General features: G+C 62.2%; 24 protein-coding genes and 1 pseudogene. 15 read left to right on the top strand and 10 right to left on the bottom strand.

The genetic code is table 11. From position 1 onward, the window contains the following. Positions 1-21: 21 nt before the first annotated feature. Positions 22-979: pseudogene (locus AC1DD7_RS16200) on the top strand (DNA topoisomerase IB). On the opposite strand, the gene AC1DD7_RS16205 reads toward AC1DD7_RS16200, so the two are convergent. Next, on the bottom strand, positions 976-1,746 hold the full coding sequence (locus AC1DD7_RS16205; protein ID WP_477515785.1) for a FadR/GntR family transcriptional regulator: 771 nt from the start codon (positions 1,744-1,746) through the stop codon (positions 976-978). The pseudogene AC1DD7_RS16200 and the gene AC1DD7_RS16205 overlap by 4 nt on opposite strands. 182 nt (positions 1,747-1,928) lie before the next feature. On the opposite strand from AC1DD7_RS16205, the gene AC1DD7_RS16210 reads away from it, so the two are divergent. The 8 genes from AC1DD7_RS16210 to AC1DD7_RS16245 all read left to right on the top strand — a co-directional run bounded on the left by AC1DD7_RS16210 (position 1,929) and on the right by AC1DD7_RS16245 (position 11,256). Further along, positions 1,929-2,891: a polysaccharide deacetylase family protein gene (locus AC1DD7_RS16210; protein WP_477515786.1), complete on the top strand. Its 963-nt coding sequence runs from the start codon at positions 1,929-1,931 to the stop codon at positions 2,889-2,891. Continuing rightward, positions 2,888-4,342: an aldehyde dehydrogenase family protein gene (locus AC1DD7_RS16215; protein WP_477515787.1), complete on the top strand. Its 1,455-nt coding sequence runs from the start codon at positions 2,888-2,890 to the stop codon at positions 4,340-4,342. Before AC1DD7_RS16210 ends, AC1DD7_RS16215 begins: the two co-directional genes overlap by 4 nt. Then, complete coding sequence (locus tag AC1DD7_RS16220) at positions 4,342-5,766, top strand: dihydroorotase (RefSeq protein WP_477515788.1); 1,425 nt, start codon at positions 4,342-4,344, stop codon at positions 5,764-5,766. The genes AC1DD7_RS16215 and AC1DD7_RS16220 overlap by 1 nt, the downstream gene beginning before the upstream one ends. Further along, positions 5,763-6,848, top strand: a complete 1,086-nt coding sequence (locus AC1DD7_RS16225) for an NAD/NADP octopine/nopaline dehydrogenase family protein (protein ID WP_477515789.1) — start codon at positions 5,763-5,765, stop codon at positions 6,846-6,848. The genes AC1DD7_RS16220 and AC1DD7_RS16225 overlap by 4 nt, the downstream gene beginning before the upstream one ends. After that, a complete protein-coding gene (locus AC1DD7_RS16230) occupies positions 6,845-7,585 on the top strand; it encodes an SDR family NAD(P)-dependent oxidoreductase (protein ID WP_477515790.1) in 741 nt (246 codons plus the stop codon). Before AC1DD7_RS16225 ends, AC1DD7_RS16230 begins: the two co-directional genes overlap by 4 nt. A gap of 189 nt (positions 7,586-7,774) precedes the next feature. Continuing rightward, on the top strand, positions 7,775-9,217 hold the full coding sequence (locus AC1DD7_RS16235; protein WP_477515791.1) for an MFS transporter: 1,443 nt from the start codon (positions 7,775-7,777) through the stop codon (positions 9,215-9,217). Next, the gene (locus AC1DD7_RS16240; RefSeq protein ID WP_477515792.1) at positions 9,210-10,172 is read left to right on the top strand and encodes an ABC transporter substrate-binding protein; all 963 of its coding nucleotides are present in this window, start codon (positions 9,210-9,212) and stop codon (positions 10,170-10,172) included. The genes AC1DD7_RS16235 and AC1DD7_RS16240 overlap by 8 nt, the downstream gene beginning before the upstream one ends. After that, a complete protein-coding gene (locus tag AC1DD7_RS16245) occupies positions 10,153-11,256 on the top strand; it encodes a membrane dipeptidase (protein ID WP_477515793.1) in 1,104 nt (367 codons plus the stop codon). The genes AC1DD7_RS16240 and AC1DD7_RS16245 overlap by 20 nt, the downstream gene beginning before the upstream one ends. Before the next feature lie 110 nt (positions 11,257-11,366). Here the strand turns inward: AC1DD7_RS16245 and AC1DD7_RS16250 are convergent, their stop codons facing one another. The 7 genes from AC1DD7_RS16250 to AC1DD7_RS16280 all read right to left on the bottom strand — a co-directional run bounded on the left by AC1DD7_RS16250 (position 11,367) and on the right by AC1DD7_RS16280 (position 18,349). Next, the gene (locus AC1DD7_RS16250; RefSeq protein WP_223935423.1) at positions 11,367-11,645 is read right to left on the bottom strand and encodes an HPr family phosphocarrier protein; all 279 of its coding nucleotides are present in this window, start codon (positions 11,643-11,645) and stop codon (positions 11,367-11,369) included. Between the two features lie 35 nt (positions 11,646-11,680). Next, a complete protein-coding gene (gene ptsP / locus AC1DD7_RS16255) occupies positions 11,681-13,393 on the bottom strand; it encodes a phosphoenolpyruvate--protein phosphotransferase (RefSeq protein WP_477515794.1) in 1,713 nt (570 codons plus the stop codon). Positions 13,394-13,450: 57 nt separating this feature from the next. Continuing rightward, the gene (locus AC1DD7_RS16260; RefSeq protein WP_477515795.1) at positions 13,451-15,505 is read right to left on the bottom strand and encodes a PTS fructose transporter subunit IIABC; all 2,055 of its coding nucleotides are present in this window, start codon (positions 15,503-15,505) and stop codon (positions 13,451-13,453) included. 2 nt (positions 15,506-15,507) lie between these two features. After that, complete coding sequence (locus tag AC1DD7_RS16265) at positions 15,508-16,494, bottom strand: 1-phosphofructokinase family hexose kinase (protein ID WP_442016340.1); 987 nt, start codon at positions 16,492-16,494, stop codon at positions 15,508-15,510. Next, positions 16,491-17,282 (bottom strand): DeoR/GlpR family DNA-binding transcription regulator, encoded by a 792-nt coding sequence (locus tag AC1DD7_RS16270; RefSeq protein ID WP_442016341.1) that lies wholly within the window; start codon positions 17,280-17,282, stop codon positions 16,491-16,493. Before AC1DD7_RS16270 ends, AC1DD7_RS16265 begins: the two co-directional genes overlap by 4 nt. A gap of 464 nt (positions 17,283-17,746) precedes the next feature. Further along, positions 17,747-17,947 (bottom strand): hypothetical protein, encoded by a 201-nt coding sequence (locus AC1DD7_RS16275; RefSeq protein ID WP_477515796.1) that lies wholly within the window; start codon positions 17,945-17,947, stop codon positions 17,747-17,749. Between the two features lie 69 nt (positions 17,948-18,016). Then, the gene (locus tag AC1DD7_RS16280; RefSeq protein ID WP_442016343.1) at positions 18,017-18,349 is read right to left on the bottom strand and encodes a hypothetical protein; all 333 of its coding nucleotides are present in this window, start codon (positions 18,347-18,349) and stop codon (positions 18,017-18,019) included. 270 nt (positions 18,350-18,619) lie between these two features. On the opposite strand from AC1DD7_RS16280, the gene AC1DD7_RS16285 reads away from it, so the two are divergent. The 3 genes from AC1DD7_RS16285 to AC1DD7_RS16295 all read left to right on the top strand — a co-directional run bounded on the left by AC1DD7_RS16285 (position 18,620) and on the right by AC1DD7_RS16295 (position 21,339). Next, on the top strand, positions 18,620-19,414 hold the full coding sequence (locus AC1DD7_RS16285; protein WP_477515797.1) for a GAF and ANTAR domain-containing protein: 795 nt from the start codon (positions 18,620-18,622) through the stop codon (positions 19,412-19,414). 281 nt (positions 19,415-19,695) lie between these two features. Then, positions 19,696-20,154, top strand: a complete 459-nt coding sequence (locus AC1DD7_RS16290; RefSeq protein ID WP_216922500.1) for a hypothetical protein — start codon at positions 19,696-19,698, stop codon at positions 20,152-20,154. 39 nt (positions 20,155-20,193) lie between these two features. Continuing rightward, complete coding sequence (locus AC1DD7_RS16295) at positions 20,194-21,339, top strand: glutamate--cysteine ligase 2 (RefSeq protein ID WP_442016345.1); 1,146 nt, start codon at positions 20,194-20,196, stop codon at positions 21,337-21,339. A gap of 92 nt (positions 21,340-21,431) precedes the next feature. On the opposite strand, the gene AC1DD7_RS16300 is transcribed toward AC1DD7_RS16295, so the two are convergent. Next, complete coding sequence (locus AC1DD7_RS16300) at positions 21,432-21,833, bottom strand: VOC family protein (RefSeq protein WP_216922497.1); 402 nt, start codon at positions 21,831-21,833, stop codon at positions 21,432-21,434. Positions 21,834-21,843: 10 nt separating this feature from the next. Then, positions 21,844-22,293 carry a helix-turn-helix transcriptional regulator gene (locus tag AC1DD7_RS16305; protein WP_442002890.1) on the bottom strand — a complete coding sequence of 150 codons (450 nt, stop codon included), beginning with the start codon at positions 22,291-22,293 and terminating at the stop codon, positions 21,844-21,846. Positions 22,294-22,318: 25 nt separating this feature from the next. Here AC1DD7_RS16305 and AC1DD7_RS16310 point away from each other — a divergent pair, with 25 nt between their 5' ends. The 3 genes from AC1DD7_RS16310 to AC1DD7_RS16320 all read left to right on the top strand — a co-directional run bounded on the left by AC1DD7_RS16310 (position 22,319) and on the right by AC1DD7_RS16320 (position 24,965). Next, complete coding sequence (locus AC1DD7_RS16310; protein ID WP_442016346.1) at positions 22,319-22,942, top strand: alpha/beta hydrolase; 624 nt, start codon at positions 22,319-22,321, stop codon at positions 22,940-22,942. A 281-nt stretch (positions 22,943-23,223) separates the two neighbouring features. Further along, positions 23,224-24,225: a LacI family DNA-binding transcriptional regulator gene (locus tag AC1DD7_RS16315; protein ID WP_477515798.1), complete on the top strand. Its 1,002-nt coding sequence runs from the start codon at positions 23,224-23,226 to the stop codon at positions 24,223-24,225. Between the two features lie 8 nt (positions 24,226-24,233). Beyond that, the gene (locus tag AC1DD7_RS16320; RefSeq protein WP_477515799.1) at positions 24,234-24,965 is read left to right on the top strand and encodes an HAD family hydrolase; all 732 of its coding nucleotides are present in this window, start codon (positions 24,234-24,236) and stop codon (positions 24,963-24,965) included.

Genomic DNA, 24,965 nt, shown 5'->3' on the forward strand with positions numbered 1-24,965 from the left:
GACGCGATCCTCGGATTGAAAATGCCAAGGCTTCGGCGAAGTGACCTTTCCAAGCCCGGCATTGAACGCCGCAGGGCCGGTAAAGGGTTCAGTTACAGGTATCCCGACGGGAGCCTGGTAAGCCAAGAGGATCGCCAGCGCATTATTGCGCTGGCGATCCCGCCTGCGTGGACCGAGGTGTGGATCAGTCCCGACAGCAATGGGCACATCCAGGCCACGGGGGGTGGACGCGGCGGGTCGAAGCCAATACATCTACCACCCCCGATGGCGCGAACGTAAAGACACCGAGAAGTTCCAGCGGGCCGCGGAATTGGGCTCGGTGCTCCCTGCCGTGCGCAGGACTGTCACGCTGCACTTGAAAGACACCTCGTCTCCCCGGCAGCAGACCCTGGCCGCAGCCGTGCGTCTCATGGATCTCGGCGCTCTCCGCGTGGGCTCTGAAAGCTACATGCGTCAGAACGGCTCCTATGGACTCACCACGCTCAGGTGCCGACACGCCCGAATCAAGGACAACGCCGTCGGCCTGAAGTTCCCTGGCAAGAGCGGGCAGTGGTGGGACATCTCCATCCAGGATCCCGCGCTGGCAGCTTTCCTGGAGCCGCTGGCGCGCCGGCCCGGCAAAGAACGGTTGCTGGCCTACCGATCCGATGGTTCATGGGTTTCGGCGGATGCTGCCATGATCAACGAGTACCTGCGCGGAATTGCCGGAGCGGCCTACACTTCCAAGGATTTCCGCACCTGGAAGGGGACCTCGGCGGCAGCCCTGTCCTTATTGAAGTCCGAAGGCACCATGACGCGGCCCCAGGCTTTGGTGAAGGCCATGAAGGACGCTGCCCACCTGCTGGGCAACACCCCCACCGTGGCGCGTACCTCCTACGTGGATCCCAGGATCGTAGAGGCCTATCTGTCCGGGGAATTGCAGGACGTGAATCCGACTGAGGCCTCGATTGCCGCTTTCCTCATTGGGAAGCAGAGCTAGCTGGGCCGCGTGCCCCCGCCGGTTTGTTTAGCACTATCTCCTAGGTAGACCCTTACGGCATCGATCAAGTGGCCGACGTGCTGGTGCATCAGTTGCCCCGCAGTCTCAGCATCCCGCCGGGCCAAAGCAGCGGCCAGCTGCGCGTGGTCATGGGCCTGTTCGGAGACAACCTGGGAGTTTAGGGACACTTCTTCCAGAACGCTGGTCAGATTCGGATTGGCCGGTTCGATAAGGAGATGTGCCATGGACTCGAGGATTCTGTTGTGTGTTGCGGCGGCAACTGTGCGATGAAACAGGGTGGAGGAATCCCTGTTGGGGGTTGCCCCGGCCGCTACTGCGTCGCTATGGCTGGTGGCCTGGCGGGTGATCTCTTCGAGCTCCTCATCTGAGGCGTTTTCCGCGGCCAGTCGCGCGCCTTCGGATTCGACCGCGCGGCGGACCACCAGAATGTCCAGGAGTTCATTTAGGTCGGTAGTGCTGGCGGCCCGGACCAGATTTGCTCCGTTTTCCTGGGCGCGCAGGGCTGCCCTGAGTTCTTCAAGTCGCTGCTGGCCTAGTTCCGTAACCACCCGCCCTTGCTTCGGGCGCGGGATGAGGGTGAGGCCCTGTTGATCAAGTGAGCGCAGGAAGCGGCCGGCCGTTGCCTCTGCCACATGGATGCCGGACTCATTGAAAGCCTCTGCCAAACGGGACGAGCCTACGGGGCGTTCTGACTCCCGGATCAGGGTGAGTGCCAGGATTTCCATCTCAAGGTTCGGTGATGTCACCAGCGGCCTCCTTTCCCGTGGCGTAAGGGTTCGCGCGTCTGCATGGAAGCCATCTTCCCACAGCTCCCGGAGCAGGCACTGCTCAGGAAGCAGCTGTTGACTGCTGCGCATTAGTACTTCATCATTGGTGATGAAGTACTAATGCTGTCGAGGAACCTCGGTTCGAAGTGTGGGTGGATTCAATGAAAAGTTCTCAGAGTGATCTGGGGCCTGTGCGGGACTTCATCGGCTATGGCAGACATAAGCCCCAAGTATCCTGGCCGCAAAACGCAGCCGCCGTGGTGAATTTCTGCATCGCCTACGAGGAAGGCGCTGAGCGGAACATCCTCGAGGGTGATGCCCGGGGCGAGAGCCTCGGGCCGGGGCGTGAACCCAGGCCAGGACACCGGGACCTCGCCGTCGAGTCCATTTACGAATATGGCAGTCGGGCCGGGATCTGGCGGATTGCCGATCTGCTTGATGAGTACAGTCTTCCGGCTACGCTCTTCGCTCCAGCCGTTGCTTTGGAAAAGAACCCGGAGGTCTGCCAATGGGTGGCCGAACGGGGACACGACATCTGTGCACATGGCTGGCGCTGGACTGACCCCGCGGAACTGACGCAGGACCAGGAGAGGGAGCGGATCAAGCTGGCAGTTGAATCAATAGAGCAGACCTGCGGACGCCGGCCGGTTGGTTGGCGTTCGCGGACGGGGCCAAGCCTGTACACGCGTCGCCTGCTTGTCGAAGAAGGTGGGTTCATCTATGACTCGGATGCCTATAACGATGACCTTCCGTATTTTACAGAGGTCGGAGCCCGCGAGCACTTGGTGGTCCCGTACACCTTGACCTATACGGAAGGCCGGCTCGTCCAGCCCATGGGGTTCACAAGTCCATTCGATTTTTGGGAAACATGCCGCCGCGGCCTGGACGAGCTTAGGCGCGAAGGACACCGGGGTTTCCCAAAGATGATGTCGATCGGCATCCACCCCCGCCACACCGGACAGGCCGGCCGCATGGCGGGAATGCGCGACTTTGTCGAATATGCGCTGGGCGCCGGGGATGTGCTGTTCAGCACCCGTGAGGCGATCGCCAGGCATTGGATCCGGGAACGGCCGGCAGCGGGGGAACGACTTCAAGCATCAGCAAACGCAGGAGGAGAACAATGACGCATCAGATACTCGGAACTCAGCGCCGTACTGCGCACATCAATGGAAAACCTGTTGACGCCAAGGATTCCTTCGCTGTTCTGGATCCGGCGACAGGTCTGGAACTGGCCCACGTGGCGGCCTGTGGCCCCGATGAAGTGGACCAGGCGGTAAGCGCAGCACGCAGGGCTTTCGACGGCGGGTGGAAGCGGACAACGGCGGCTGAACGCGCCCGGATCCTGCGCAGTATTTCGTCGGCCATCGTGGCGAATGGGGACGAACTGGCCCGAATAGAGAGCGAGGATACGGGCAAACCATTGCGGCAGGCCGTGGTGGACGTCAACTTTGCCGCGCGCTTCTTCGAGTACTACTCCAATATGGTGGAGGCTGTCTTCGGCAGCATCATTCCCGCCGCGACGGACCGCATGACCTTCTCGGTCCGGGAACCTTACGGTGTCACCGGGCACATCACTCCCTGGAACTACCCATTGGGCCTGGCAACCCGAACGCTTGCGCCTTCCCTGGCGGCGGGAAACTGCTGCGTGCTTAAACCGGCAGAGGAAGCGCCGCTGTCCACGCTGCGCCTAGCCGAAATCATGTCTCAAGCTGGCCTGCCGGACGGCGTCCTCAATGTTGTCCCCGGTATCGGGGCAGAAGCGGGAGCCGCGTTGGCAGCGCACCCCGGCTTGGGCAAGCTCTCCTTTACCGGCTCCGTGCCGGTGGGCGTGAAGATCGGGCAGGCCACAGCAGCCAACCTCGTCCCGGCAGACCTGGAGCTGGGCGGAAAATCGCCCAACATCGTCTTCGCGGACGCAGACATGGACGCTGCTGCTTCGACCGTGGCCGCTTCGATCCTGCAGAACGCCGGCCAGACGTGCTCGGCCGGTTCCCGCCTCCTGGTCCATGACAGCGTCCATGATGAATTCGTCGACCGGCTCGTGCGTATCTTCCAGAGAACCACCCTCGGCCCGGGACTGGCGAATCCCGGCTTAGGCCCGGTGATTTCGCGCAAACAGCAAGCGAGGGTACTCGATTACATTGCCTTGGGCCGACGAGAAGGCGAACTCCTGGTCGGCGGCGGCGTGCCGGATGATGAGGCCTTGGCCGGAGGGAACTTCATCCTTCCCACAATCTTTGACGGCGTGAGCCCGACCGCCTCGATTGCCCAACAGGAAATCTTCGGACCGGTACTTACGGTGACCAGCTTCGATAGCACTGACGAAGCAGTGGAACTTGCCAATGGAACCGACTATGGACTGGTGGCAGGTGTATGGACCGCTGACGTTGGCCGCGCCCACAGGATGATCCGGGACCTGCATTGCGGCCAAGTGATGGTCAACACCTTCTCCAACGGGGTGGAACTGCCGTTCAGTGGGCGGAAACAGTCCGGATACGGGACGTCGAAGAGCTACGAGGCCCTACTTGGCTACACACAGTCCAAGGGTGCCGTGATCATGATGGCCGAACACTAATGGGCGCGTCACGAAACGGGCTGGTCGTTGCTGGTGGGCGGGTGGTCCTTCCCGAGCGAATTATCGACGCCGACCTTCTGGTTCGGGACGGAAAGATCGTGGCCCTCCGTGAACGATTGGGCCGCGACACGGCCGCCGAAGCTGCGGCCGAACTCTCCGGAGCTGAGACTGTGGACGCGAGCGGCCTGATGGTCATGGCTGGGATGATTGATACTCATGTCCACCTCCGGGACCCAGGTCACCCCCACCGCGAAACATTCAGCACCGGGACTGCAGCCGCCGCTGTGGGTGGGGTTACCACCGTGCTTGAGATGCCATCGGGGATTCCTGCGGTTGCGGATGCTGCGAGCTGGCACTACAAGAACGACGTCGTTGCGCCCAAGGCCATCGTCGATTATGGACTATATGGTGGCGCCGGTTACAGCAACACCGGGCGGATCGTGGAACAGGCCGCGGCCGGCGCGGTGGCATTCAAGTCGTTCATGAACGCTCCGGCGCCGGGAGCGGATCCCGGTTTCGATTCGCGGGCACTTCCGGACGACGCATCGTTTCTTGCCGCCATGAAAGCCATCGCGTCAACAGGGCGTGTCGCCGTCGTTCACGCTGAAAGCGACTCCATCTGCGGATGCCTTGCGGCGCAAATGAAAACAAACGGACGCAAAGACCTGCGCGCACATGCAGAGTCAAGGCCGCCCCTGGCCGAGGAGGAAGCAGTGGCCCGGGCCATCCTGTTAGCGGGCGCCGCCGGCGCCCGGCTTTCAATTGCCCACATCAGCACCGGAGCCGCAGTGGAGCGCGTCCGTCGGGCAAAGGCCAAAGGGCAGGTGGTAACGGCCGAGGCGTGCCCCCATCACCTGTTCCACACATTGTCTGCCAGCGAACATCTGGGCCCCTATGCCAAGATCAATCCGCCCCTACGTGAGGAGGCTGATGTTGTGGCGTTGTGGGCAGGCATCGCCGACGGCACGATCGACTACATCGGTACGGACCATGCCCCTTACACCACCGTGGACAAGGACAAAGGCTGGGATGACATCTGGAGCGCACCATCCGGAGTCCATGGGCTGGAGTCCGTCGTGCCCGCATTGTTGACCGCGGTCAACCAAGGGAAACTGACGTTGCCCCAGCTCACGCGGGCAATCTCCCTGCGCGCATCGCAGGTCTTCGGTCTCGTGTCCAAAGGCGAAGTACGTGAGGGCGCTGATGCGGACTTCATTCTGGTGGACATGGACCGAAGCGGCGTGATCGACCCGGGCAGACAGCACTCAGTGAGTCATGAAGCGGCGAAACTGTGGGCGGGACGCCTGATGCGCGGAGCTGTGGTTGCCACGTATGTCCGCGGACGGATCGTCGCCAAGGACGGCAAGGTGCTCGGCCAGCCCGGGTTCGGTCAGCTGGTCCGACCCGGCGGCGGCCGCCCATGACACCGGTAGGGATCATCGGCTGCGGAAGCACGGGGCTTGCCCTTGCCGCGCACGTGACGCAGCAGGGCGGGGCGGTACGGGCTATGGTTGACCAGAATCATCATTTGTTGGACAGGCTTCGCCGCTCAGGAACGCTCACGATGAGCGGTCATTTGGGAGACGCCGTATTTGCTCTTCCAGAGTTGTCTGAAGGCTACGACAGCCTCGCGGAATGCGGACTGATCTTCATTGCGACTACCGCGGACCGACATCTGGCTGTGGCTCAACGTCTTGCCAGCGTGCTGCACGAAGGCCAACTTTGTGTACTCGTCACGGGTTACGCCAACGGGGCATCCGCATTTGCGAAGGCGCTTACCGAAGCAGGGTTCTCAGGTGGCAAAGACTGCGTCGTTGCGATGAACACGACGCCCCACCTGTCGTACGCCCCTGGTGACGGTTCGGTACATATTTCCGCAGTGAAGAGCTGGTTCGAAGTCTCTGGGGCGACTGAGCTTGCCGCCATCAAAGGCATGTCCTTGCTGACGCCATGGCTTCCTGCGGCAACGCTGGCCAGGCACCACGTGGCCTCGTCCCTGAACAACCCGAACCCCGTCGCCCATGTACCCGCAGCTGTTCTGAACGCGGTCATAGCCTCTCAAGAGGCGCACGGATTGATCCCACCCCAGGGGGCGTTCCACTTGGGCGACTTCGGTGCACCGGCGCTGGAAGCATTGCGTAACGTGCTCGACGCTGAACGACTCGCTGTCATGAGAGCCCTTGGCATGGGCCGGCACGGCGTAAGCAGGAACGACTTCTCGTCGCGGGCCTACGGACCCAACGCACGGGAAATGTTACCGCCCCGGGTTGGTCCAACCTTCCAACGGCGCTTCGTCACAGAGGACGTTCCGTGCGGCCTCGTTCCCCTGGAAGTACTCGGCCAACGGTCAGGTGCTCCTACGCCAGCGATGACTGCCGTGATCTCCTTGATCTGCACGCTGGAAGGTCAGGACTTCAGAGAACACCCCGCTGTGCCCGGTCGGGTGGCTGATCTGGGACCAAGCGGCATGGCAGGACTGCGGTACCGGGTAGGAGCCCTGAAATGAGCGGAGAATCGCCGCACACTGGCAAGCGGATTGCCATCACGGGAGCAGCCCGGGGGATCGGGCGCGGGATTGCCGAGCGCTTCGCGGGCGCAGGTGCCCATGTCACCCTGCTCGACAAGGACGGGCCCGAAGCTGAGCGGACGGCAATAGGCATCCCCAATGCCACGGCCGTTGAACTCGACGTGACCGACGCCAGGGCTACGGAGGACTTCTTTGCTGACGCAGAGCACGCGTTCGACGTCGTCATAGCCAACGCCGGCGTGTCTCTGCCCAAACAGTCCGCACTGGACACCTCGGATAAAACCTGGGATTGGCTGATGGACAACAACCTCAAAGGGGCCTTCAATACGATGCGTTGCGGGGCGGCCCGCATGCTCAGGGATGGGGTTCCTGGAAGAATCATCGCCACATCCTCAGTGGCAGGCCTGACGGCCGAGCCCGGCTATGCCGTCTATGCAGCCGCCAAGTGGGGACTTATGGGGCTGGTGAAGTCAATGGCCATGGAGCTCGCACCTTCGGGAATCCTTGTCAACGGTGTGTGCCCGGGGGATGTTCAGACAAGGTTCCTCAGCGAGACAGCGGACGCCGGCATCTACAGCGGAGCGCTGGGTCGGCCTGCGCGCATAGAAGAAATAACTGGCGTCTACCTTTGGCTTGCCGGCCCTGAGGCAAGTTATGCCGTGGGTGAGATGGTCGTCCTGGACGGCGGTTTGTCCCTTTCCGCCATGTCCCGGTAGCCGTCCGGGAGCGGTAGACCCAAGAGGAAAAAAGTTATTGCATCATCATTGATGATGAAGTAGATTTGGTGGCACGGATCACACTGAAGCCCGGAGGGGCTCAGGCTCCGGCTTCACAAAAAACAAAGTGGCAGGCAATGGTGCAGCCGCTGTTTCCGGAAGCACTCAGCCCATCTCAGGAGGCAAAAAATGAGTTCACTAGACATAAAGGGCGGCAGCCCCAGACTTAATTCCATGCTGTTGAAGCTCTCCGAATCGGTCGACAAGATTCCGCTGACACGGACCCACTGGACAACAATCCTGCTGGTTGTCGCCGGTATGTTCTTCGACATCCTCGAGTCCAACTCACTTGGCCTGGCTGGCCCGCAGATTATTGCGACCTTCGGCATCTCCAAAGCCGAATTTGCCTTGATCAGCTCCATGACCTTCATCGGACTTACGATCGGGGCGTACCTGGGCGGGATGCTCTCGGATATCAAGGGCCGGAAGTTCGCCCTCGTAGCGAATCTCGTCGTTTACTCAGTGGGCGGCGTACTCTGCGCGCTGGCCCCAAACTACGAAGTTCTCATGGGGTCGCGATTGATAGTGGGTATCGGCCTTGGCGGCGAGCTGGCAGTGGGAATTGCGCTGATCTGCGAAATCATGCCCACCAAATACCGCGCCCAAGCGGTAGCCGCCCTCAATGTTGGTTCCGGTGGGCTTGGCAACGTCGTTGCCCCCGCTTACGCCGCCCTGGTCCTTGTAGCCCTGGGAAACTTCTTTGGTGGGCCGCAGGTTGCATGGCGTTGGCTGTTCGGCCTTCTGATCCTGCCGGTCCTTCTTGTTTTGGTGATTCGGCGCAACATGCCGGAATCACCGCGCTTTCTCCTCACGCGCGGCGACATTGCCGGCGCAAATCGAAGCCTGACCGCGTTGGCAGCGGGCAAGGTCCCTGACGATGAAATCCATATCCGTGAAGAAGACCTCCAAGCCACAGACGGTAACCGCATTGTCCGCCCCGAGAAGATTCGTTTGGGCGAGATCTTCACCAGCGGCCTGCGCCGCCGGACTGCAACGGCCAGTGGCGCGTACTTCATGGTTGTGGCCGCCCAGATGTCACTTCTGACCCTGATGCCAACCTTCCTTGTCGCCCGCGGTTCAACTCTTGGCCAAAGCCTGCTGTACACGCTGATCATGCAAATTGGCAGCCTCCTCGGTGCCCTATGTGCGGCAACCATCACGTATCGATTCAAGCGTCGCACGGTAATGGTCACTGGTGCCGTGCTTGGCTGCCTGGTTGGCCTGGGATTCGGTCTGCTGGCGAACACGGACCCGCTGATTCTGGTGTTCGGCTCCCTGTTCCAATTCTTCACACTCCTGCTAACCACCACGTTGTGGTCCTGGGCCCCGGAACTGTTCCCCACCAGGGTGCGCGGGTTCGGAGTCTCCTTCGTCAAGGGCACCGGTGGCCTGGGCATCATCGTCATGCCGCCGTTGATTGCTCTTATCTTCGATAAAGGCGGCCTTCCGGGGGTCTTCACCACCATGGCAATCATGTTCGCCATAACGGCCGTCCTGGCGTGGGCTGGTGTTGAAACCAAGGACCAGACGCTCGAAGAGGCCAACGAGGCGAGGCCCGTCTTCCATGGCTGAAACGCTGACGCCCGTTCCGGGCGGCACCATACGCATCGCTGCCGCCCGGAACCTTGCCTACCTACCCCACTACGTGGGAATCTCCCGCGGCTACTTTGCCGGCCAGGGGATCAACGTTGAGGTGATCGAGAAGCAGCCCGGACATGGCACTATCACCGATTCAGTGATCCGCGGCGAAGCCGAGCTTGTCCTGGGAAGCGTCGTTTTTGCAGACCGGCTCAACAGGACGACACCCAGCGTGATTGCTGCAGTGAGCAACACCCAGACCCGGCATTTCCTCTTTCAACGGGCCGCTGACGCCGTGATTGGTGGAAGCCCGGATTCTTTCGACTGGCAGGAACTGCGTGGCAGGGTTGTGCTCGTGGCCCCAAGTTTTGTCCCTACATCATGGGTCGCCTTCCTGGAGGTCCTGCACCAGCGCGGCATCCCCTTGGGAGACGTCAGGCTTCTGGTTGGCTACCAACCTGAAGCTGTGGTGGAGGAGTTCCTCAGCGGACCGGGAGACTTCCTCCTGGCCGGCGGTCAGGAAGCCCAGGACCCCCGTTTGCGTGAAGCGGTCCCCCTGGCCAATGGGCTAGGTCCCGTCCCATGGTCTGTCTACTGCTGCACCCGGGTGTGGGCGCAAGATCATGGCGCTGAACTCGATGCCTTCCGCGCTGCTTTGGAGGAAGCCCAGGCATGGCTGGCAGTGCAAAGCTCCGCCGATGTGGCTGCAGCAGCACGCGAATGGTTTGCTGCCATTCCGTTCGGGGAGCTGAAGGGCACGGTTGAACAGTTCCAGCGCATCGGGTTCTGGGCAAAGAAGCCGCAAGCAGTTCCGGGGGAGTTCAGGGCTTGGCAAGCCGCGCTCGTGCGGGCTGGGCTGCTCGCAAACGACACGGAACTCCTGGAAATGATCGAAGAAACCTCCGGCACAGAATTCCAAGGAGACGAGAATGACACAGACGCAGCTTGATCACCCCTACCTCTCCCGGGAGGTGAGCAGGGACGAAGATCAGCACGCCCTGGAACTCCACTCCAAGGCAACGGTGGTGGATACCTGCGGCGCGATTCCTCCGGGTGGAGATGGATCCTTGGATGATTCCATCGCCCTCCTGCGCCGTGGGGGAGTGGACTGCGTGGGCATGACCCTCTCAGCGGAGGAACACGATCAGCGGGCGGCCATGGACCAGATCACTTTCTGGAACCGCAATATCCGCAAGCACTCGAGGGACCTCGTGAAGGTCACATGCGCCGACGACATCCGGCAAGCCAAGGAGGATAGCCGAATCGGCGTTTACTACCTTTTCCAGAACGCCAAGCCATTTGGGGATGATCCCGGCAATGTAGAACTCTTCAAAGACATGGGGGTAGTCTCATCGGCGATCACATACAACAAGCGCAACTTCCTGGGCGACGGCTGCGCTGAGCCGGAAAACTCCGGGATCAGCAGCATCGGTCGCGACATGATTTCTGAGATGAACCGGGTGGGCATGTTGGTCGATCTCTCCCACGGCGGAAAGCGGACCCAACTGACTGCTGCACAGGCTTCAACCGCACCGCCATACTTCTCCCACAACAACTGCTACTCCGTGTTCGGAAACCGCAGAAATGCCACGGACGAGACTATGCAAGTGGTTGCCAGCAAGGGCGGCATGATGAGCACGATGCCCCTGGAAATCAACGATGAATACCAGCCCACGGTGGCCAACATGGTTGACCATCTCATGCATACTCTGGAAATCTTCGGCGCTGGAGGCGTAGGCGTCTGCACGGACTTTCCCAAGGGCAGACGGAGTGTCTATGACTCCGCATACATCGATGAACACGGATATCTCAATATCCAGTACGACGGCACGCTATACGTCAAGCGGATGAAATGGGAAGGCCCGGGCTGTCTGCACAGACCGCCGTGGTACCCCTACGCCGAGGGCATCAAAACCTACGAGGGCCTTCCCAACGTCACCCGGGAACTGGTCATCCGCGGGGTTGATGACAACACCGTGCTGGCCGCGCTCGGCGGCAACTTCATTGACCTGATGAGCCGGGTCGTCGGCTAGACGAGCATTCCGGTCCACGACACAGAGGTCCAAGACACAGAAAAGGCCTGAGGCCACCCAAATCCGGGTGTCTTCAGGCCTTTTCCGTGTCGCTGAGCGGTTTCGCGGTCTTACTCGGCGTCGTGGTCCGTTTCGAGGATCTTCACCAGGCTGTCCAGGGCTGCTTCTGCGCCTTCGCCTTCGGCGCGCAGCACTACGACGTCGCCGTGGGAAGCGCCCAGGCTCATGAGGGACAGGATGCTTGCTGCGTCCATGGCGTCATCGGCCGGCTCGCCTTCGCGGGCGATCGTGACCTCGAGGTCAAGGTCTCCTGCGGCTTCAGCGAAGATGGCTGCCGGGCGGGCGTGGAGGCCGACGCGGCTTGCGATGGTGGCGGTACGTTCAGGCATTGGTGCTCCTTAGATGTGGATGGTTGTGGGGAAGTCTAGAGGCCGAGCTCGTTCAGGATGGGAAGCTGGGCCCGGACGGCGCTGCGTGCCGCGGCTGAGTTGGGGGCTGCCAGGGCGGTCGCCGCGAGCTGTTGCGCCTGGGCAACAGTCACCGTGGCAAGTACGGTGGCGACGGCGGCAAGCGCCCGGGCACTCATTGACAGCGTCGCAACGCCAAGTCCAACGAGTACGACGGCGAGGGCCGGGTCCGCTGCTGCCTCACCGCAGACGCCAACCGGCTTGGCCGTGCCGCTTTCGCCGCTGACCTGCGCGGCGCCGTCGGCCGTTAGCTTGACCAACTGCAGGACTGCAGGCTGCCACGGATCGTTCAGGGTGGCGAGCGGCCCAAGCTGACGGTCCGCTGCCATGGCGTACTGGGTGAGGTCGTTGGTGCCCAGAGACGCGAAACTGACTTCGCGCAAAACTGTGGCTGCAGTCAGTGCTGCCGACGGCACTTCCACCATGACACCAGGGGTCTTGAGCCCGGCGGCGGCGCAAAGTGTGGCGAACCGCGCGGCCTCGTCCGCCGTCGAGATCATGGGTGCCATGACCCAGACCTCGGCGTTGTTGGCTGCTTCGGCGGCGGCGATAGCCTCGAGCTGCCGTTCGAGGACGCCGGGGGAGGTGAGGTCCGTGCGGTATCCGCGGACACCGAGCGCAGGGTTCGGTTCGTCGGCATTGGTGAGGAACGGCAGCGGCTTGTCAGCGCCGGCGTCCAGGGTCCGGACCACGACTTTTTTACCCGGGAAGGCTGCGAAGACCGCGCCGTAGGCGGCGATCTGTTCCTCCACAGTGGGTTCGTCGTCGCGGTCCAGGAAGCAGAATTCCGTGCGCAGAAGTCCAACGCCTTCGGCACCGGCGTCGGCCGCTTTGACCGCGTCCGCACCAGTGCCGACGTTTGCCAACAAGGGCACCCGGAAACCGTCCGCCATGGTGTTGTTCCCGCTGAAGGCGGCCAGCGTGGAAGCCTGGGTGGCCCATGCCTTGGCAGCCAATCGCAGGTCTTCACCGGGCTCAACTGTGATGGTGCCTGCGGCGCCGTCAACATAAACCTCGGTGCCGTCCGCGATCTCGTCCACGCCCAGGGCCGCGACAACGGCGGGCAAGCCGAGCGCACGGGCAAGGATGGCTGTGTGGGACTGCGGTCCGCCGCTGGAGGTAATCAGCGCGACTACCTTGGATGGGTCCAGCGTGGCAGTATCAGCAGGCGCCAGGTCCTCGGCCGCCAGGATGAAAGGGACATCGGAAGCCGGGATTCCCGGTGCCGGCAGGCCCCGAAGCTCAGACACGATGCGTGCCCGGACATCGAGGACGTCCGCCACGCGCTCGGCCATGTACCCGCCAAGGCCCTTGAGCGTCTCAGCCACCGTTCCGCCAGCTTCCCAGATTGCACGTTCAGCAGTCCGTGCACCGCCTGGAGCCTCGGGAGACAACAGCTTGATGGCCGATTTCACCAGCATGGGGTCGGCGGCCATCAAAGCCGTTGCTTCCAGGACTTCCTTGCCTTCTCCGCTGGCCGTAGCCGCGCGGGCCCTCAGTTCCGCCTGAACCGCCTTGGCAGCGTCCTTGATGCGCTGCCCCTGCGATTCAACCGTGACGTCGGCAGGAATGTTGACGTTCGCGTGCGGTTCCTGGACCGGTTTCGGCATTTGCTTTACCGGTGCCAGGACGCGCCCGGGAGCTACGCCTACGCCTGAGAAGGTCTGCATGTATCTGATCCTCTGATTGCTTGGGTGCTGTTGGGCTGACGGGGTATCGGGCGGCGCTTACACGCCTGCCGGGACGGGAACTGCCTCGGCCTCAACCGGCTTGCGGACAGCCCAGCGCTTGAGGGCAATCACCAGGAGGGCGGTGATGACCACACCGACAGCGATCGACAGGAAGAACAACAGGAAGTTGTCGATTGCGAAGAACACGAAGATGCCACCATGCGGAGCCTTGGACGTGACCGCAAATGCCATGGACAGTGCACCGGTTACGGCACCGCCCACCATGCTGGCAGGGATGACGCGGAGCGGGTCAGCAGCTGCGAACGGGATGGCGCCCTCGGAGATGAACGATGCACCCAGAAGCCAGGCGGCCTTTCCGTTTTCACGTTCAGCCAAGGAGAACAGCTTCTTGTCCAGCACAGTAGCCAAGGCCATGGCGAGCGGCGGAACCATGCCTGCTGCCATCACTGCAGCCATGATCTGCCACGGTGCCTGGTTTGCCACAGTTGCCGTGCCGAGGCCGGCAACAGCGAACGAATAGGCAACCTTGTTGACAGGGCCACCGAGGTCGAAGCACATCATGAGGCCAAGGATGACACCGAGGAGGATGGCGCCAGCGCCGGTCAGGCCCGAAAGGCCAGTGTTGAGTGCCTTGGTCAGTGCCACGATCGGCGCGCCGAGGATCAGGAACATGAGGCCGGAGGCCACCAGGGAGGCGAGCAGCGGGATGATGACAACAGGCATCAGGCCACGCAGCCAGCGGGGAACATCGAGCTTGCCGATCTGGAAGGCGATGTAGCCGGCCAGCAGACCACCAACAATGGCCCCAAGGAAGCCAGCGCCCATGAACCCGGATACAGCGCCGGCAACAAAACCGGGGGCAATGCCGGGACGGTCAGCGATGGCGTAAGCGATGTAGCCGGCCAGCGCGGGAACCAGGAATCCGAGGGACAGTGCGCCGATCTTGAACAGCACAGCACCGATGTACGCGCCCAGCGGACCCCATGCGTTGTTCGGGAATTCGGTGGGCAGGTTGAAGATGCTGTTTTCAACCAGCATCTTGTCAGCGAAGCCGGTGATGTCGTAGCCGCCAAGCAGGAAGCCGATGGCAATCAGCAGGCCGCCACCCGCTACGAACGGGATCATGTACGAAACACCCGTGAGGAGTGCGCGCTTCAGCTTCTGGCCGATGTGCTCGCCCTTTTCCTCAGCAGCACGCTCTGCCTGCTCTTCGGCACCGAAGTGCGGGACGCGGCGGGCGTGCGGGTCGTCCGCAGCAGCCAACGCTTCCTGGACCATCTTGGTGGGTTCGTCAATGCCGCGCTTGACCGGAGCGTTGATGACCGGCTTTCCGGCGAAGCGCTCCTTGCCACGGACGTCCACGTCGACAGCGAAAATCACTGCGTCAGCAGCGGCAATGATGGCCGGATCCAGCGGCTTGGCGCCGGAGGAACCCTGCGTCTCAACCTGGAGGTCCACGCCCATTTCCTGGGCCGCGGCAACCAGCGAGTCAGCCGCCATGTACGTGTGGGCGATGCCGGTTGGGCAGGCGGTCACGGCGACGATGCGCTTGGGTGCGGCAGCCGCCGTCGTGGTTGATCCGGCAGTGGCCCCAGCAGCAGCGGGTGCCGCGGCAGGTTCGGTGGCCGGAGCAGCCGGCTTGTCCGCCAAGGCCCCATCCACGAGGTCCACGATGTCCTGCTCAGTGGCTGCGGCACGCAGCGCTGCCGTGAAGTCCTTCTTGATGAGGGAGCGGGCCAGCTTGGAGAGCAGCTTCAGGTGCTCCTGGTCAGCACCGTCCGGCGCGGCAATGAAGAAGATGAGGTCCGCCGGGCCGTCCTTGGCGCCGAAGTCCACCTTGTGGGACAGGCGGGCCATGGCCAGGGCGGGCTCGGTGACTGCGGCTGAGCGGCAGTGCGGAATCGCTATGCCGCCGGGGACGCCGGTAGCGGTCTTCTGCTCGCGGGCGAAGGCATCCGTGAAGAGCCCTTCAACCTCGGAAGCACGGCCAGCGGCGGCGACTTTGCCGGCCAGGACGCGGATGACGTCGGCAGGGGAGTCGCCCAGGTTCTGGTCGAGGATGACCAATTGGGGTGTGATCAGCTGGGTCACTGTTAGTCCTTCTGGAGGGCCGTGATGGTTACGGCGTTGGGGGTTGTCTGGTGGACTGCAGGGACAGTGGAGCCCGGCAGCGAAGCAGCAGCGGCACCATGTGCCACGGCCTGACGAAGGCAGTCCTGGGCGGAACCGCCTTGGGTAGCAGCCAGCAAGTAGCCGGCCAGTGCAGAATCCCCGGCGCCCACCGTGCTGACGGCTTGGATGGGGGGATGGGTGGCAAGCCACGCCCCATCAGCCGTCACCAGGATTGCGCCCTTGGATCCGAGTGTTGCCAGAACGGCGCCCACACCGCTTTCGACGACGGCGGCAGCAGCTTGGGCGGCTTTTGCCGGGTCTGCTTCCAGTTCGTCAGCGGTTGAGACGATGGTGAAACCGGCAGCGGCAGCGAGCTCTGCGAGCTCTTCCGCGTTGGGCTTGAGGAGGTCGGGTTTTCCTGCGGCATCGCCTTTCAAAGCTGCCGCAAGCGGAGCCCCGGAAGAGTCGATGGCGATGCCGGGGATGGCAGTTCCATCAGTGTTCGACCGGAGCCGACGAGCGATTGTGGCGTAGAAATCCGCGGGCACTCCTGGTGGGAGCGAGCCTGCGAGAACCACCCAGCTGGCGCCACGGGAGCGCTCCAGCAGCAGCCCGATCAGGGCTTCCTGCTGTTCGTCGCTCAGCTCCGGGCCGGGTTCGTTGATCTTGGTGGTGACGCCATCCGGTTCGGTGAGGGTGACGTTGCTGCGTAGCGCTTGGCCGATAGGTAGGGCAGCGAAGGGCACGCCGGCGTCGTGCAGTCCGGAAAGTACCGGATCCGAGTCAGCGCCCGGAAGCACGGCGAGTGTTTCGAGGCCGGAAGCCACCAGGGCACGGGAAACGTTGACGCCCTTTCCGCCCGACTCCTGGTGGACGGCGACAGCACGCTGTACCTCGCCGCGGGCCAGCGGTGCCGGAAGTTCGACCGTGCGGTCCAGGCTTGGATTGGCGGTCAGTGTGACGATCATGCGATCACCACGTCGACGCCGGCTTCGGCCAGCGCTGCGCTGAGTTCAGCGGAGGGTTCACTGTCTGTAATCAAAGTGTCAACATCCTTCAGGGTGGCGAACTGGACCAATGTCTCGGCGTCCAGCTTGGAAGAATCGGCCAATGCCACAACGCGGCGGGCTGACTTGACGAAGGCGGCTTTTACCGCGGCTTCTTCAGGATCGGGCGTGCTCAGCCCGAAGACGGAGTGGATGCCGTTTGCGCCGACGAAGGCGATGTCCGGACGAAGCTTGTAGGCGGCCTCCACCGTGGACTGTCCGACGGCGGCTTGGGTCAGCCCGCGGACCCGGCCACCCAGGATTTGGAGGGCAATGCCGGCTGTGGAGGAGAGCTTGCCCGCGATGGGAATGGCGTGGGTGATGACCACGAGCTCTTCGTTGCCGTTGCCTGCGGGTGTCCGCTGGGCGAGCAGGTCTGCGAGGGTCTCGGTTGTGGAGCCGGCGTCCAGCAGGATGCTCCCCGTGGTGAGTTCCGGAATCAGGGCGAGTGCGGCAGCTGCGATGCGGTGTTTCTCGGACTGGCGCTGGATGGCACGCTCCAGGATGCTTTCCTCGCGGGTGCTCAAGCGGTCCGAAGGGACGGCCCCACCATGAACGCGGCGCAGGCTCCCCGAAACTTCGAGAGCTGCGAGATCACGGCGGATGGTCTCAGTGGTGATGCTGAAACGGTCGGCGAGGTCAGTGACGCTCACCCGTCCGCGCTCGGCGACGAGTGCGGAGATCAGTTGTTGGCGCTCTTCAGCGAACACTTACCCTCCATTGCGGTAAAGCCATTTATCAGTGCAGCCGCATCAGGTGACTGCTGTCACAACGATGTGGAATTGCTTGACTCTATCTTTGTTTGTGTTGGTAAGTCAATAGAAACCAACATAAACAAAGATCGCATTTGGTGGGCTGTTCGGCTGGGCTGCTCGGCGGGTACGTGGCTTTCAGGGCACGCCAAAGGGCATGCCACACTCCCTGTAGTGCGACATGCCCTTCCTTCGGATCCTGACTGGGGGATTTGCCGGGATCCGGTCTATGGGGTTGGAAACCTTCTAAAGAGGCGGTTGTCCAGTATCTGGCCGCGCCGGTGGAGACGGCACTGTTGGCCCCGGCGTCGGGTCCGGTACCGGGGGCGGCCCTGGCTCCGGCAGGGGAACCGGTTCGGGTGTGGGCCCCGGCTCCCTGGTGGGATCGGGATGCGAACGGTCCGGCGGGAAGTCACTCAAGGTCAAGCGCCCCGTAGGTGGGTGGCGCGCCGATGAAGTTCGCGCCTGACGCTTGGGGAGTACCTGCTGGTGTCCCACCCGGAGGCCGTGTAGTCGATCGGAAGATTGTCCGGGTCCGGTGGATCCGGAAGCTTGTGCTTTCCAGCCGGCCTGCGATCAGTCCCCGTAACTGGAGACTCGTCCTTCTTTGAATCGGTCTGCATGTTTTCCCTTCCTGTTCCTCTACCTCTGGCAAAACTGGTTTCGTTGCTCATGGCGCGTGATCACTTGATCTAGTCCGGGATTTCCATGCGGAAGCCACAGGGGCAGCCGAGGATGCGGGTATTGATGATGACCTCGTACATGCGTAGTTGGCCCCCAGGTTTCAGGACAAGCGGGGCCTGGATCCGCCGTAGCTCGCAACTACTGGTCCTCATGGGTTCCCCACAATGCAAGTACTGGCCCCCGAACTGCAGTATTCCCTGGGAAACCCCGGGGCGGTTCAGGACGACGGCCACCCTTTGTACCGTGGCGGTCTGGTCGTAGGAGTAATTGCAGGCGTGGCATTCGTAGGCCACATCTACCGTGTTGGGGGAGGGAGGATAGTGCGATTGGATCGAATCCACCACCAAATGTTGGTCAGTATTGCAGCGTGTACACCACAGGGGTTCGTCTGGTTGGTGGGCTTCGTCGGGAACTCTGGACTCGGGCTGGGCCGACATGGGATTTACCTCTGCATTGTTAATGCGGGGTGCCCGTCTGCATGAGCTGTAAAGCCTGTCCGGCAAAGCGGACTCTAGCTAGATTGTGCACATAGGTGCACGGCAGATGCAAGGATTCTGGAGCTTGTTCTTCCGGGAGTGACGAGTTGGCTCCGGACGATCGTAAACTGAATCATGGACGAAATGCACGTTGATTTTGCGGTGCCGGACGATGTCCCAGCGCCGCCGGATACTGTCCCATCGCTTGACGATGTTTCGGTGCCTGAACAACTCCAGGACTTGGTGATAGACAGCGATGATGTAGCGGGATTCCTGCATGATCTTGCCGTCTTCTCCGCGGCCTCCGTTTCCGAAGCCGTAGGCCTGGACGTCCTGTGCGGCATCACTTTGAGCAGGCGACGCCGCACTGCAACCGTGGCCGGAAGTACCCATGAAGCGAGGCTGATCGATGAAGTTCAGCAAGCTTACGGTGACGGCCCGTGCCTGGAGGCCATGCGTAGCCACACCACAGTGCATGTGCCCGATACTTCCACCGAGGAAAGGTGGTCCGAGTACTGCACTGTTATCGCCGAACGTGGGCACCTTTCGGCACTCTGTGTCCCGTTGGAGTTGGATGAGGGGGCAACGGCAGCCCTGAACTTCTTTGCCCCGAAGGCCAATGTCTACGACGACGAGACAATCCGGAATTGTGAGTTGTACGCCAGCCAGGCCGAGCGTTCCCTGAGGTTGGCCGTGAGGATTGGCATCAAGCAGCAGCATGCTGATGACCTTCAGGCAGCAATGCAGTCCAGGACAGTGATTGACTTGGCCTGCGGCATCATCATGGGCCAAAACCGCTGTAGCCAGGATGAGGCGTTCAGGATCCTCACCAAGGCTTCCAACGGTCGCAACCAAAAACTCAGGGACGTGGCTGAACAGCTCATCAAGGCTGTGGCGGACGAAGCTCCCGTGGCCCACTTTGAGCCCTAGGAGGAGTGGGTCCGGACCCACACCGGACCTTGCACACTTGTGACGCCCGCCACTAATGAACTACATTCATAGGTGGGTTAAGCAGATAGCCCTTGGAGCCTCATGACCTGAAACCATCCAAGATGGTACAAGAACTGCACCTTAAGCTGTGGCCACAATCGGCCGGCTCGCCGCGTGCATCCATGCAGGCCTCCTCGAGGAGCAATCAGCTTCTCCCGACGCGATTCAATATGTTGTCGGAACCCACCTCGCGGTGGATACGTGCATAAAGGAGAATGGCAATGACGCTTGGATCCCCAATTCCCGCCCCTAAACCCATGGTTGGGGCGAAACCCGCAACTTTTGACACCGCCACACGGCCTTGGTGCACAGTTTGCGATACTGATTCGTACATTTTTGTTGAGACCGTTGTAGAAGCAGAACCGAACCAGTCCGAAATCGTTGAAGTCAGCTACACCTGCAGTGAGTGCGATACGTTTTACGCCCACCCCGTGCCCCTGGCCGAACTAGTACCGGAGATCCAAACCGAATTCCTGTCTACGTCCGCAGCCGGCCTATGGTTCAGCTGCACGCATTGCGGCGAGCCCATGACGTTGGGACGCCCCTCCGAGAGCATCATCGAGCCACCCAGGAGCACTGACGACCTGGGCGGCCCGAGCCTGTTCGAGGTCTACCTGCAAACGCAGGTGCTCCATTGCCGCTGCGGTTTCCAGATGGAGGTTCCGCGCCACGTCGGCTAACCGCAGCCTCTAATTTCATTACTGCGGGGAGGGGTGGCTATGCGCACGTTTGGCGTCGAGGAAGAGTTGCTGATCGCAGATCCCGTTGACGGGATGCCGCTTCCGTTTGCCGCGGGCATTCTTGACATAGCTGCCCAACCCCACATGAACACGGCAAGCTATCCGGACGCCGGTGAATCCCTCAAATCCGAGTTCAAACAGGAACAGATTGAGGTCAATTCCCGGCCGTGCCGGACGGCGGGGGAGCTTCGCGACGAGATCCGCCTTGGGCGGGCGTTGGCCGACTCGGCTGCACGGACCTTGGGGGCCCGGGTGGCCGCTTTGGCTACGCCCCCCGAGTTCCACGCGACCCCCACCTTGGGCAACCAGCGCTACGCAACCATGGGAACCGAGTTCGGCCTCATTTCGCGCGAGCAGCTCACGTGCGGATTCCATGTCCACGTGGCGATCGAATCGCCGGATGAAGGTGCGGGCGTCCTGGACAGGATGCGCCAGTGGCTGCCGGTTCTCCTTGCATTGAGCGCGAATTCCCCGTTTTGGATGGGCTCCGATACAGGCTTCGCCAGTTACCGGACCCAGATTTGGAACAGATGGCCCACGGCCGGGCCCATGGATGTCTTCGGTTCGGCAGAAGGGTACCGTGAAGTGCTCGCGAACCTCCTGGGCACGGGCGTCCCCTTGGATGAGGGCATGATCTACTTCGATGCCCGTCTTTCCAGAGGACATCCCACGGTTGAGCTCCGCATCGCGGACGTCTGCCTGTACGCCGAAGACGCCCTCACCATCGCGGTGATTGCCCGGGCTTTGGTGGAGACTGCGGCGACACAATGGCGGAAGGGGGAGCCGCCGTCGGACGCTTTGACCAGCCTGTTGCGCATGGCCAACTGGCGGTCCAGCCGCTTTGGCATCAACGATCAACTGATTCACCCGTTGGACCACCGGCCCTATCCTGCCGCCGATGTGGCGGGGGCATTGTTGCGGCACGTGCGCGGGGCGTTGACTAAATCCGGGGACCTGGCACTCGCACGATCCGGTGTGGCGAAGATCCTGCGTCGCGGCACGGGTGAACGTCTTCAACGTCAGGCTTACAACCGGCGGCTTAGGCTCTCCGATGTAGTTTCTGCTGCCATCGCATCGACGCATGAGTACGGTGAACGCTCAAGCGCTGGGCTGTTGAGCCACTAACTCTGGACTGCGTATTGCGGAAAGCACGACGGCGGCAGGCGCCCCTTGTAAGTGCGCGGGTGACCTGCCGTCGTCGTACTGATGCTTGGGCGTTAGCCCTGGTTGATGCGGATCATGTTCCCGGACGGATCGCGGAAGGCGCAGTCGCGCGGACCCCACGGCTGAACAATCGGCTCCTGGAGGACTTCGGCGCCCGAGGCCCGCAGCTTTTCAAACGTGGCGTCGAGATCGTCCGTGTTGAAGACGAGCATGGGCATGACGCCCTTGGTGAGCAGCTCCTGGATAGCGTCGCCATCAGCCTGCGAGCGGCCGGCGTGCGGAGGGGACAGAACGAGCTCCAGGTCCGGCTGGGCATCGCTGCCGAGGGTAACCCAGCGCTGGCCGTCCGAGCCGACGTCGTTCCGGACTTCCAGGCCGAGGGCGTCGCGGTAGAAGGCGAGCGACTCATCGACATCGTTGACGGTGACGTGTGCGTACTTCAATGAAATGTTCATGTCTCACACGCTATTGCAGCTGTGAGGCGGGCGCTTCTTCAATCCTGCTCAGGTTCTTATTGCCGTTCCTTTCAGGGCGCGTTTGCTGCTTCGCGATGCAGGTGGGCATCGCCTTTACGGCATGGTGCTCGCGTGAGCGGTATTCGCTGGGCGTCACGCCGACGATCTCCGTGAAGCGGGAACTGAAGGAACCCAGGGATGTACAGCCCACCTCCATGCAAGCATCAGTAACGCTGGTTCCCGCCCGCAGCAGGGCCATGGCCCGTTCGATACGCCGGGTCATGAGGTAGTTGTAGGGCGATTCACCGTACGCGGCCTTGAACTGGCGGGAGAAATGCGCGGGGGACATGAGGGCGCCGGCTGCCATGGTGGGCACATCCAAAGGCCGCGCGTACTCACGATCGATGAAATCGCGGGCGCGCCGCAGATGGGCCAGGTTGGCCAGTTCCTGCGGTGTCATGGGGCCAGTCTACTAGGCTCGTCCCATGGATTCAGTGGTCTGGTCGAAGCCCGAAAACCAGCGCGGGGGCACCCCGTTGTTGGTGATGATGCATGGCTACGGCACCAGCGAGCAGCGCATGGTGGACCTGTTTCCGTCTCTTCCCGCGGAATTCACCTGTGCGGCCCTTCGCGGCCCGAAGGAAATCGGCGACCACTACGGTTGGTTCCTCCTGGACTACTTCCTGACGAACGACTTCGCCGATGTCATCACTTCCACCAACTCCGTTTTCAACTGGATCAACACCGTGAAGGAGAACCACAGCAGCGTCAGCCTGCTCGGCTACTCGCAGGGAATGGCCATGGCCAGCACGCTCCTGCGGCTGCGGCCCCACGCTTTCAAGGCAACTGTTGGGTTGTCCGGCTTTGTCCTGGACAACGACCTCCTGGCGCTCAGCGAATCCTTTGATTCACCTCCGCCCTTCTTTTGGGGCCGGGACAAGGCAGACCCGGTGATCAATGAAGACGCGATCGCCCACACCGAAGAGTGGCTGGAAGCGAACGTAGCCCTGACGGCGCGCACCTATCCGGGAATGGGGCACAGGATCGAGCCTCCGGAGCTTGTGGATGTCAGCGCGTTCCTCCGGTACTACGTCTTGAACGGGAACTGACGGTCTTGAAAGGGCGCTGACGGTGTTGAACGGGCACTGACGCGCTGGAGCAGGCTGGGGATTAGACGGCATCAGCCCCTGAGAATCAACCTTTGCGTGAGATTCGCGTCACAAATTCGCATTCGGCCACACACTATTGAATGACAAAATTGTAAGCGCTTACACTTTTGGCTTGCGGCCGCCCCAATGTGGGAGTTCCCCCGGGGCGCAGTGCCGTTCTCCCAACGTGTCATCGAGTATGGAAAGGGTTGAGGCCGTGTTGCATGGTTAGGGCTCACAGGGTGACAATCCAGGACGTTGCAGTCCTCTCCGGATTGTCCATTTGTACGGTGTCCAGGGCTCTGAGGAATCTCCCCAACGTTTCCGAAAAGGCCCAACGGCAAGTGGCGGAAGCCGCAAACAAGCTGGGCTACAAGGCCTCGGCAGCAGCATCAAGACTGGCCGGTGGCAGCACGGGTTCCGTGGCCATCATCGCCCCCACCGCAACAGCCTGGTTCTTCGCGCAGGCCGTGGAAGCCGCAGAAGAGGTCTTCGGCGACAGCGGCTATGACACCGTCCTGATCAGCCTTCGCAACAAGACCAGCGTCCGGAAGCAAGTATTCGGCGATCTTGAACGGTTGGCGCAAAGGGTGGACGGGCTGCTGCTGCTCAATGTTGACCTCGACCCGGAGGAAGTGGAAGCCTTGGAAGCTTCCGGGCTGCCAGTCGCCAGCGTGGGCATGCGGAATGTTCCGTGGGACAATGTTGGTATCGATGACGAGCACGCAGCTTGGCAGGCCACCCAACACCTGCTGGGGCTGGGCCATTGGGACTTGGCCGTTCTCTCGAGCAATGAACACTCCGTTGCGACTGAGACCCCACGGTTCCACGGCTTCAGGCGTGCACTGGATGAACACCACCTCACCGTCCACCCGGACCTTGTGGTGGCTGCTGGGCCAAGCATCGACGACGGCCGCCGGGCAATGACCGAACTCATCACCCGCGGCGCACGGCCCACTGCAGTGTTCGCCCATTGTGATGAAGCAGCGTTCGGCGCGCTGATGGCCTTGCGGGAGCATGGCCTGTCCGTGCCCAAAAACGTTTCCGTGATCGGAATCGATGACCACCCCATGAGCTGGTTCCTTGGACTGAGCACTGTGGCGCAACCCGTTGCCGACCAGGGTGCCTTCGCGGCGAACCTGCTGTGCGAACGACTTTTGAATACAGATCCCCCCAACCCACCCTCCAATCACCTGCTCGATACCAAGCTCATCGAACGCAAAACCACGCGCCACAAGCGCTGAACGGAACTATGCACATGACTGATCTTCGTAATGCCTGGACTGGCGCTTCGGCGCTCTTGTTCGACCTCGACGGCGTGCTGACGCCCACTGCCGTGGTGCACGAGCAGGCCTGGCAGGAGCTGTTCGACGCCTACCTCGCCGATGCCGGGCACCCGCAGGGATACCAGGAAAGCGACTACTTCGATCACATCGACGGCAAGCCACGCTTCGACGGCGTCCGGGACTTCCTGACCTCGCGCGGCATCACGCTGCCGGAAGGGCCCCTGGACGACGCCCCCACGAACGAAACCGTGCAGGGCCTGGGAAACCGCAAGAACGCAATCTTCAACGAGATCGTGGACACCCGCGGTGTCGATCCCTTCCCCGGCTCGGTCAAGTTCATCAACGCCGCGCTCGAGCTGGGACTCAAGGTCGCCGTCGTGTCCTCCTCACGGAACGCACCCGCCGTACTGAAGGCAGCCGGACTCGATCACCACTTCACGGTGGTCGTCGATGGCCAGGTAGCCGCCGCCGTCGGACTTCCCGGCAAGCCGGATCCGGCCACGTTCACTTACGCGGCGTCCCTGCTGGACGTCCCCACCCAGGAATGCATCGTGGTGGAAGACGCCGTTTCCGGCGTGCAGGCCGGCAGTGCCGGCAACTTCCAGGCCGTCATCGGCGTGGACCGCGGCGCTGGCCGCCAAACACTGCTCGACGCCGGCGCCACGCTGGTGGTCGACGACCTCAACGATCTTCTCTGA

The sequence above is a fragment of the Paenarthrobacter sp. 10L412 genome, from assembly GCF_056395565.1.

Bases quoted from the DNA above. Each gene is read 5' to 3' on its own strand.
- AC1DD7_RS16210 (WP_477515786.1), top strand. From the start codon at position 1,929: ATGAAAAGTTCTCAGAGTGATCTGGGGCCTGTGCGGGACTTCATCGGC.
- AC1DD7_RS16215 (WP_477515787.1), top strand. From the start codon at position 2,888: ATGACGCATCAGATACTCGGAACTCAGCGCCGTACTGCGCACATCAAT.
- AC1DD7_RS16220 (WP_477515788.1), top strand. From the start codon at position 4,342: ATGGGCGCGTCACGAAACGGGCTGGTCGTTGCTGGTGGGCGGGTGGTC.
- AC1DD7_RS16225 (WP_477515789.1), top strand. From the start codon at position 5,763: ATGACACCGGTAGGGATCATCGGCTGCGGAAGCACGGGGCTTGCCCTT.
- AC1DD7_RS16230 (WP_477515790.1), top strand. From the start codon at position 6,845: ATGAGCGGAGAATCGCCGCACACTGGCAAGCGGATTGCCATCACGGGA.
- AC1DD7_RS16235 (WP_477515791.1), top strand. From the start codon at position 7,775: ATGAGTTCACTAGACATAAAGGGCGGCAGCCCCAGACTTAATTCCATG.
- AC1DD7_RS16240 (WP_477515792.1), top strand. From the start codon at position 9,210: ATGGCTGAAACGCTGACGCCCGTTCCGGGCGGCACCATACGCATCGCT.
- AC1DD7_RS16245 (WP_477515793.1), top strand. From the start codon at position 10,153: ATGACACAGACGCAGCTTGATCACCCCTACCTCTCCCGGGAGGTGAGC.
- AC1DD7_RS16250 (WP_223935423.1), bottom strand. From the start codon at position 11,645: ATGCCTGAACGTACCGCCACCATCGCAAGCCGCGTCGGCCTCCACGCC.
- ptsP (WP_477515794.1), bottom strand. From the start codon at position 13,393: ATGCAGACCTTCTCAGGCGTAGGCGTAGCTCCCGGGCGCGTCCTGGCA.
- AC1DD7_RS16265 (WP_442016340.1), bottom strand. From the start codon at position 16,494: ATGATCGTCACACTGACCGCCAATCCAAGCCTGGACCGCACGGTCGAA.
- AC1DD7_RS16275 (WP_477515796.1), bottom strand. From the start codon at position 17,947: ATGCAGACCGATTCAAAGAAGGACGAGTCTCCAGTTACGGGGACTGAT.
- AC1DD7_RS16285 (WP_477515797.1), top strand. From the start codon at position 18,620: ATGGACGAAATGCACGTTGATTTTGCGGTGCCGGACGATGTCCCAGCG.
- AC1DD7_RS16290 (WP_216922500.1), top strand. From the start codon at position 19,696: ATGACGCTTGGATCCCCAATTCCCGCCCCTAAACCCATGGTTGGGGCG.
- AC1DD7_RS16295 (WP_442016345.1), top strand. From the start codon at position 20,194: ATGCGCACGTTTGGCGTCGAGGAAGAGTTGCTGATCGCAGATCCCGTT.
- AC1DD7_RS16300 (WP_216922497.1), bottom strand. From the start codon at position 21,833: ATGAACATTTCATTGAAGTACGCACACGTCACCGTCAACGATGTCGAT.
- AC1DD7_RS16305 (WP_442002890.1), bottom strand. From the start codon at position 22,293: ATGACACCGCAGGAACTGGCCAACCTGGCCCATCTGCGGCGCGCCCGC.
- AC1DD7_RS16310 (WP_442016346.1), top strand. From the start codon at position 22,319: ATGGATTCAGTGGTCTGGTCGAAGCCCGAAAACCAGCGCGGGGGCACC.
- AC1DD7_RS16320 (WP_477515799.1), top strand. From the start codon at position 24,234: ATGCACATGACTGATCTTCGTAATGCCTGGACTGGCGCTTCGGCGCTC.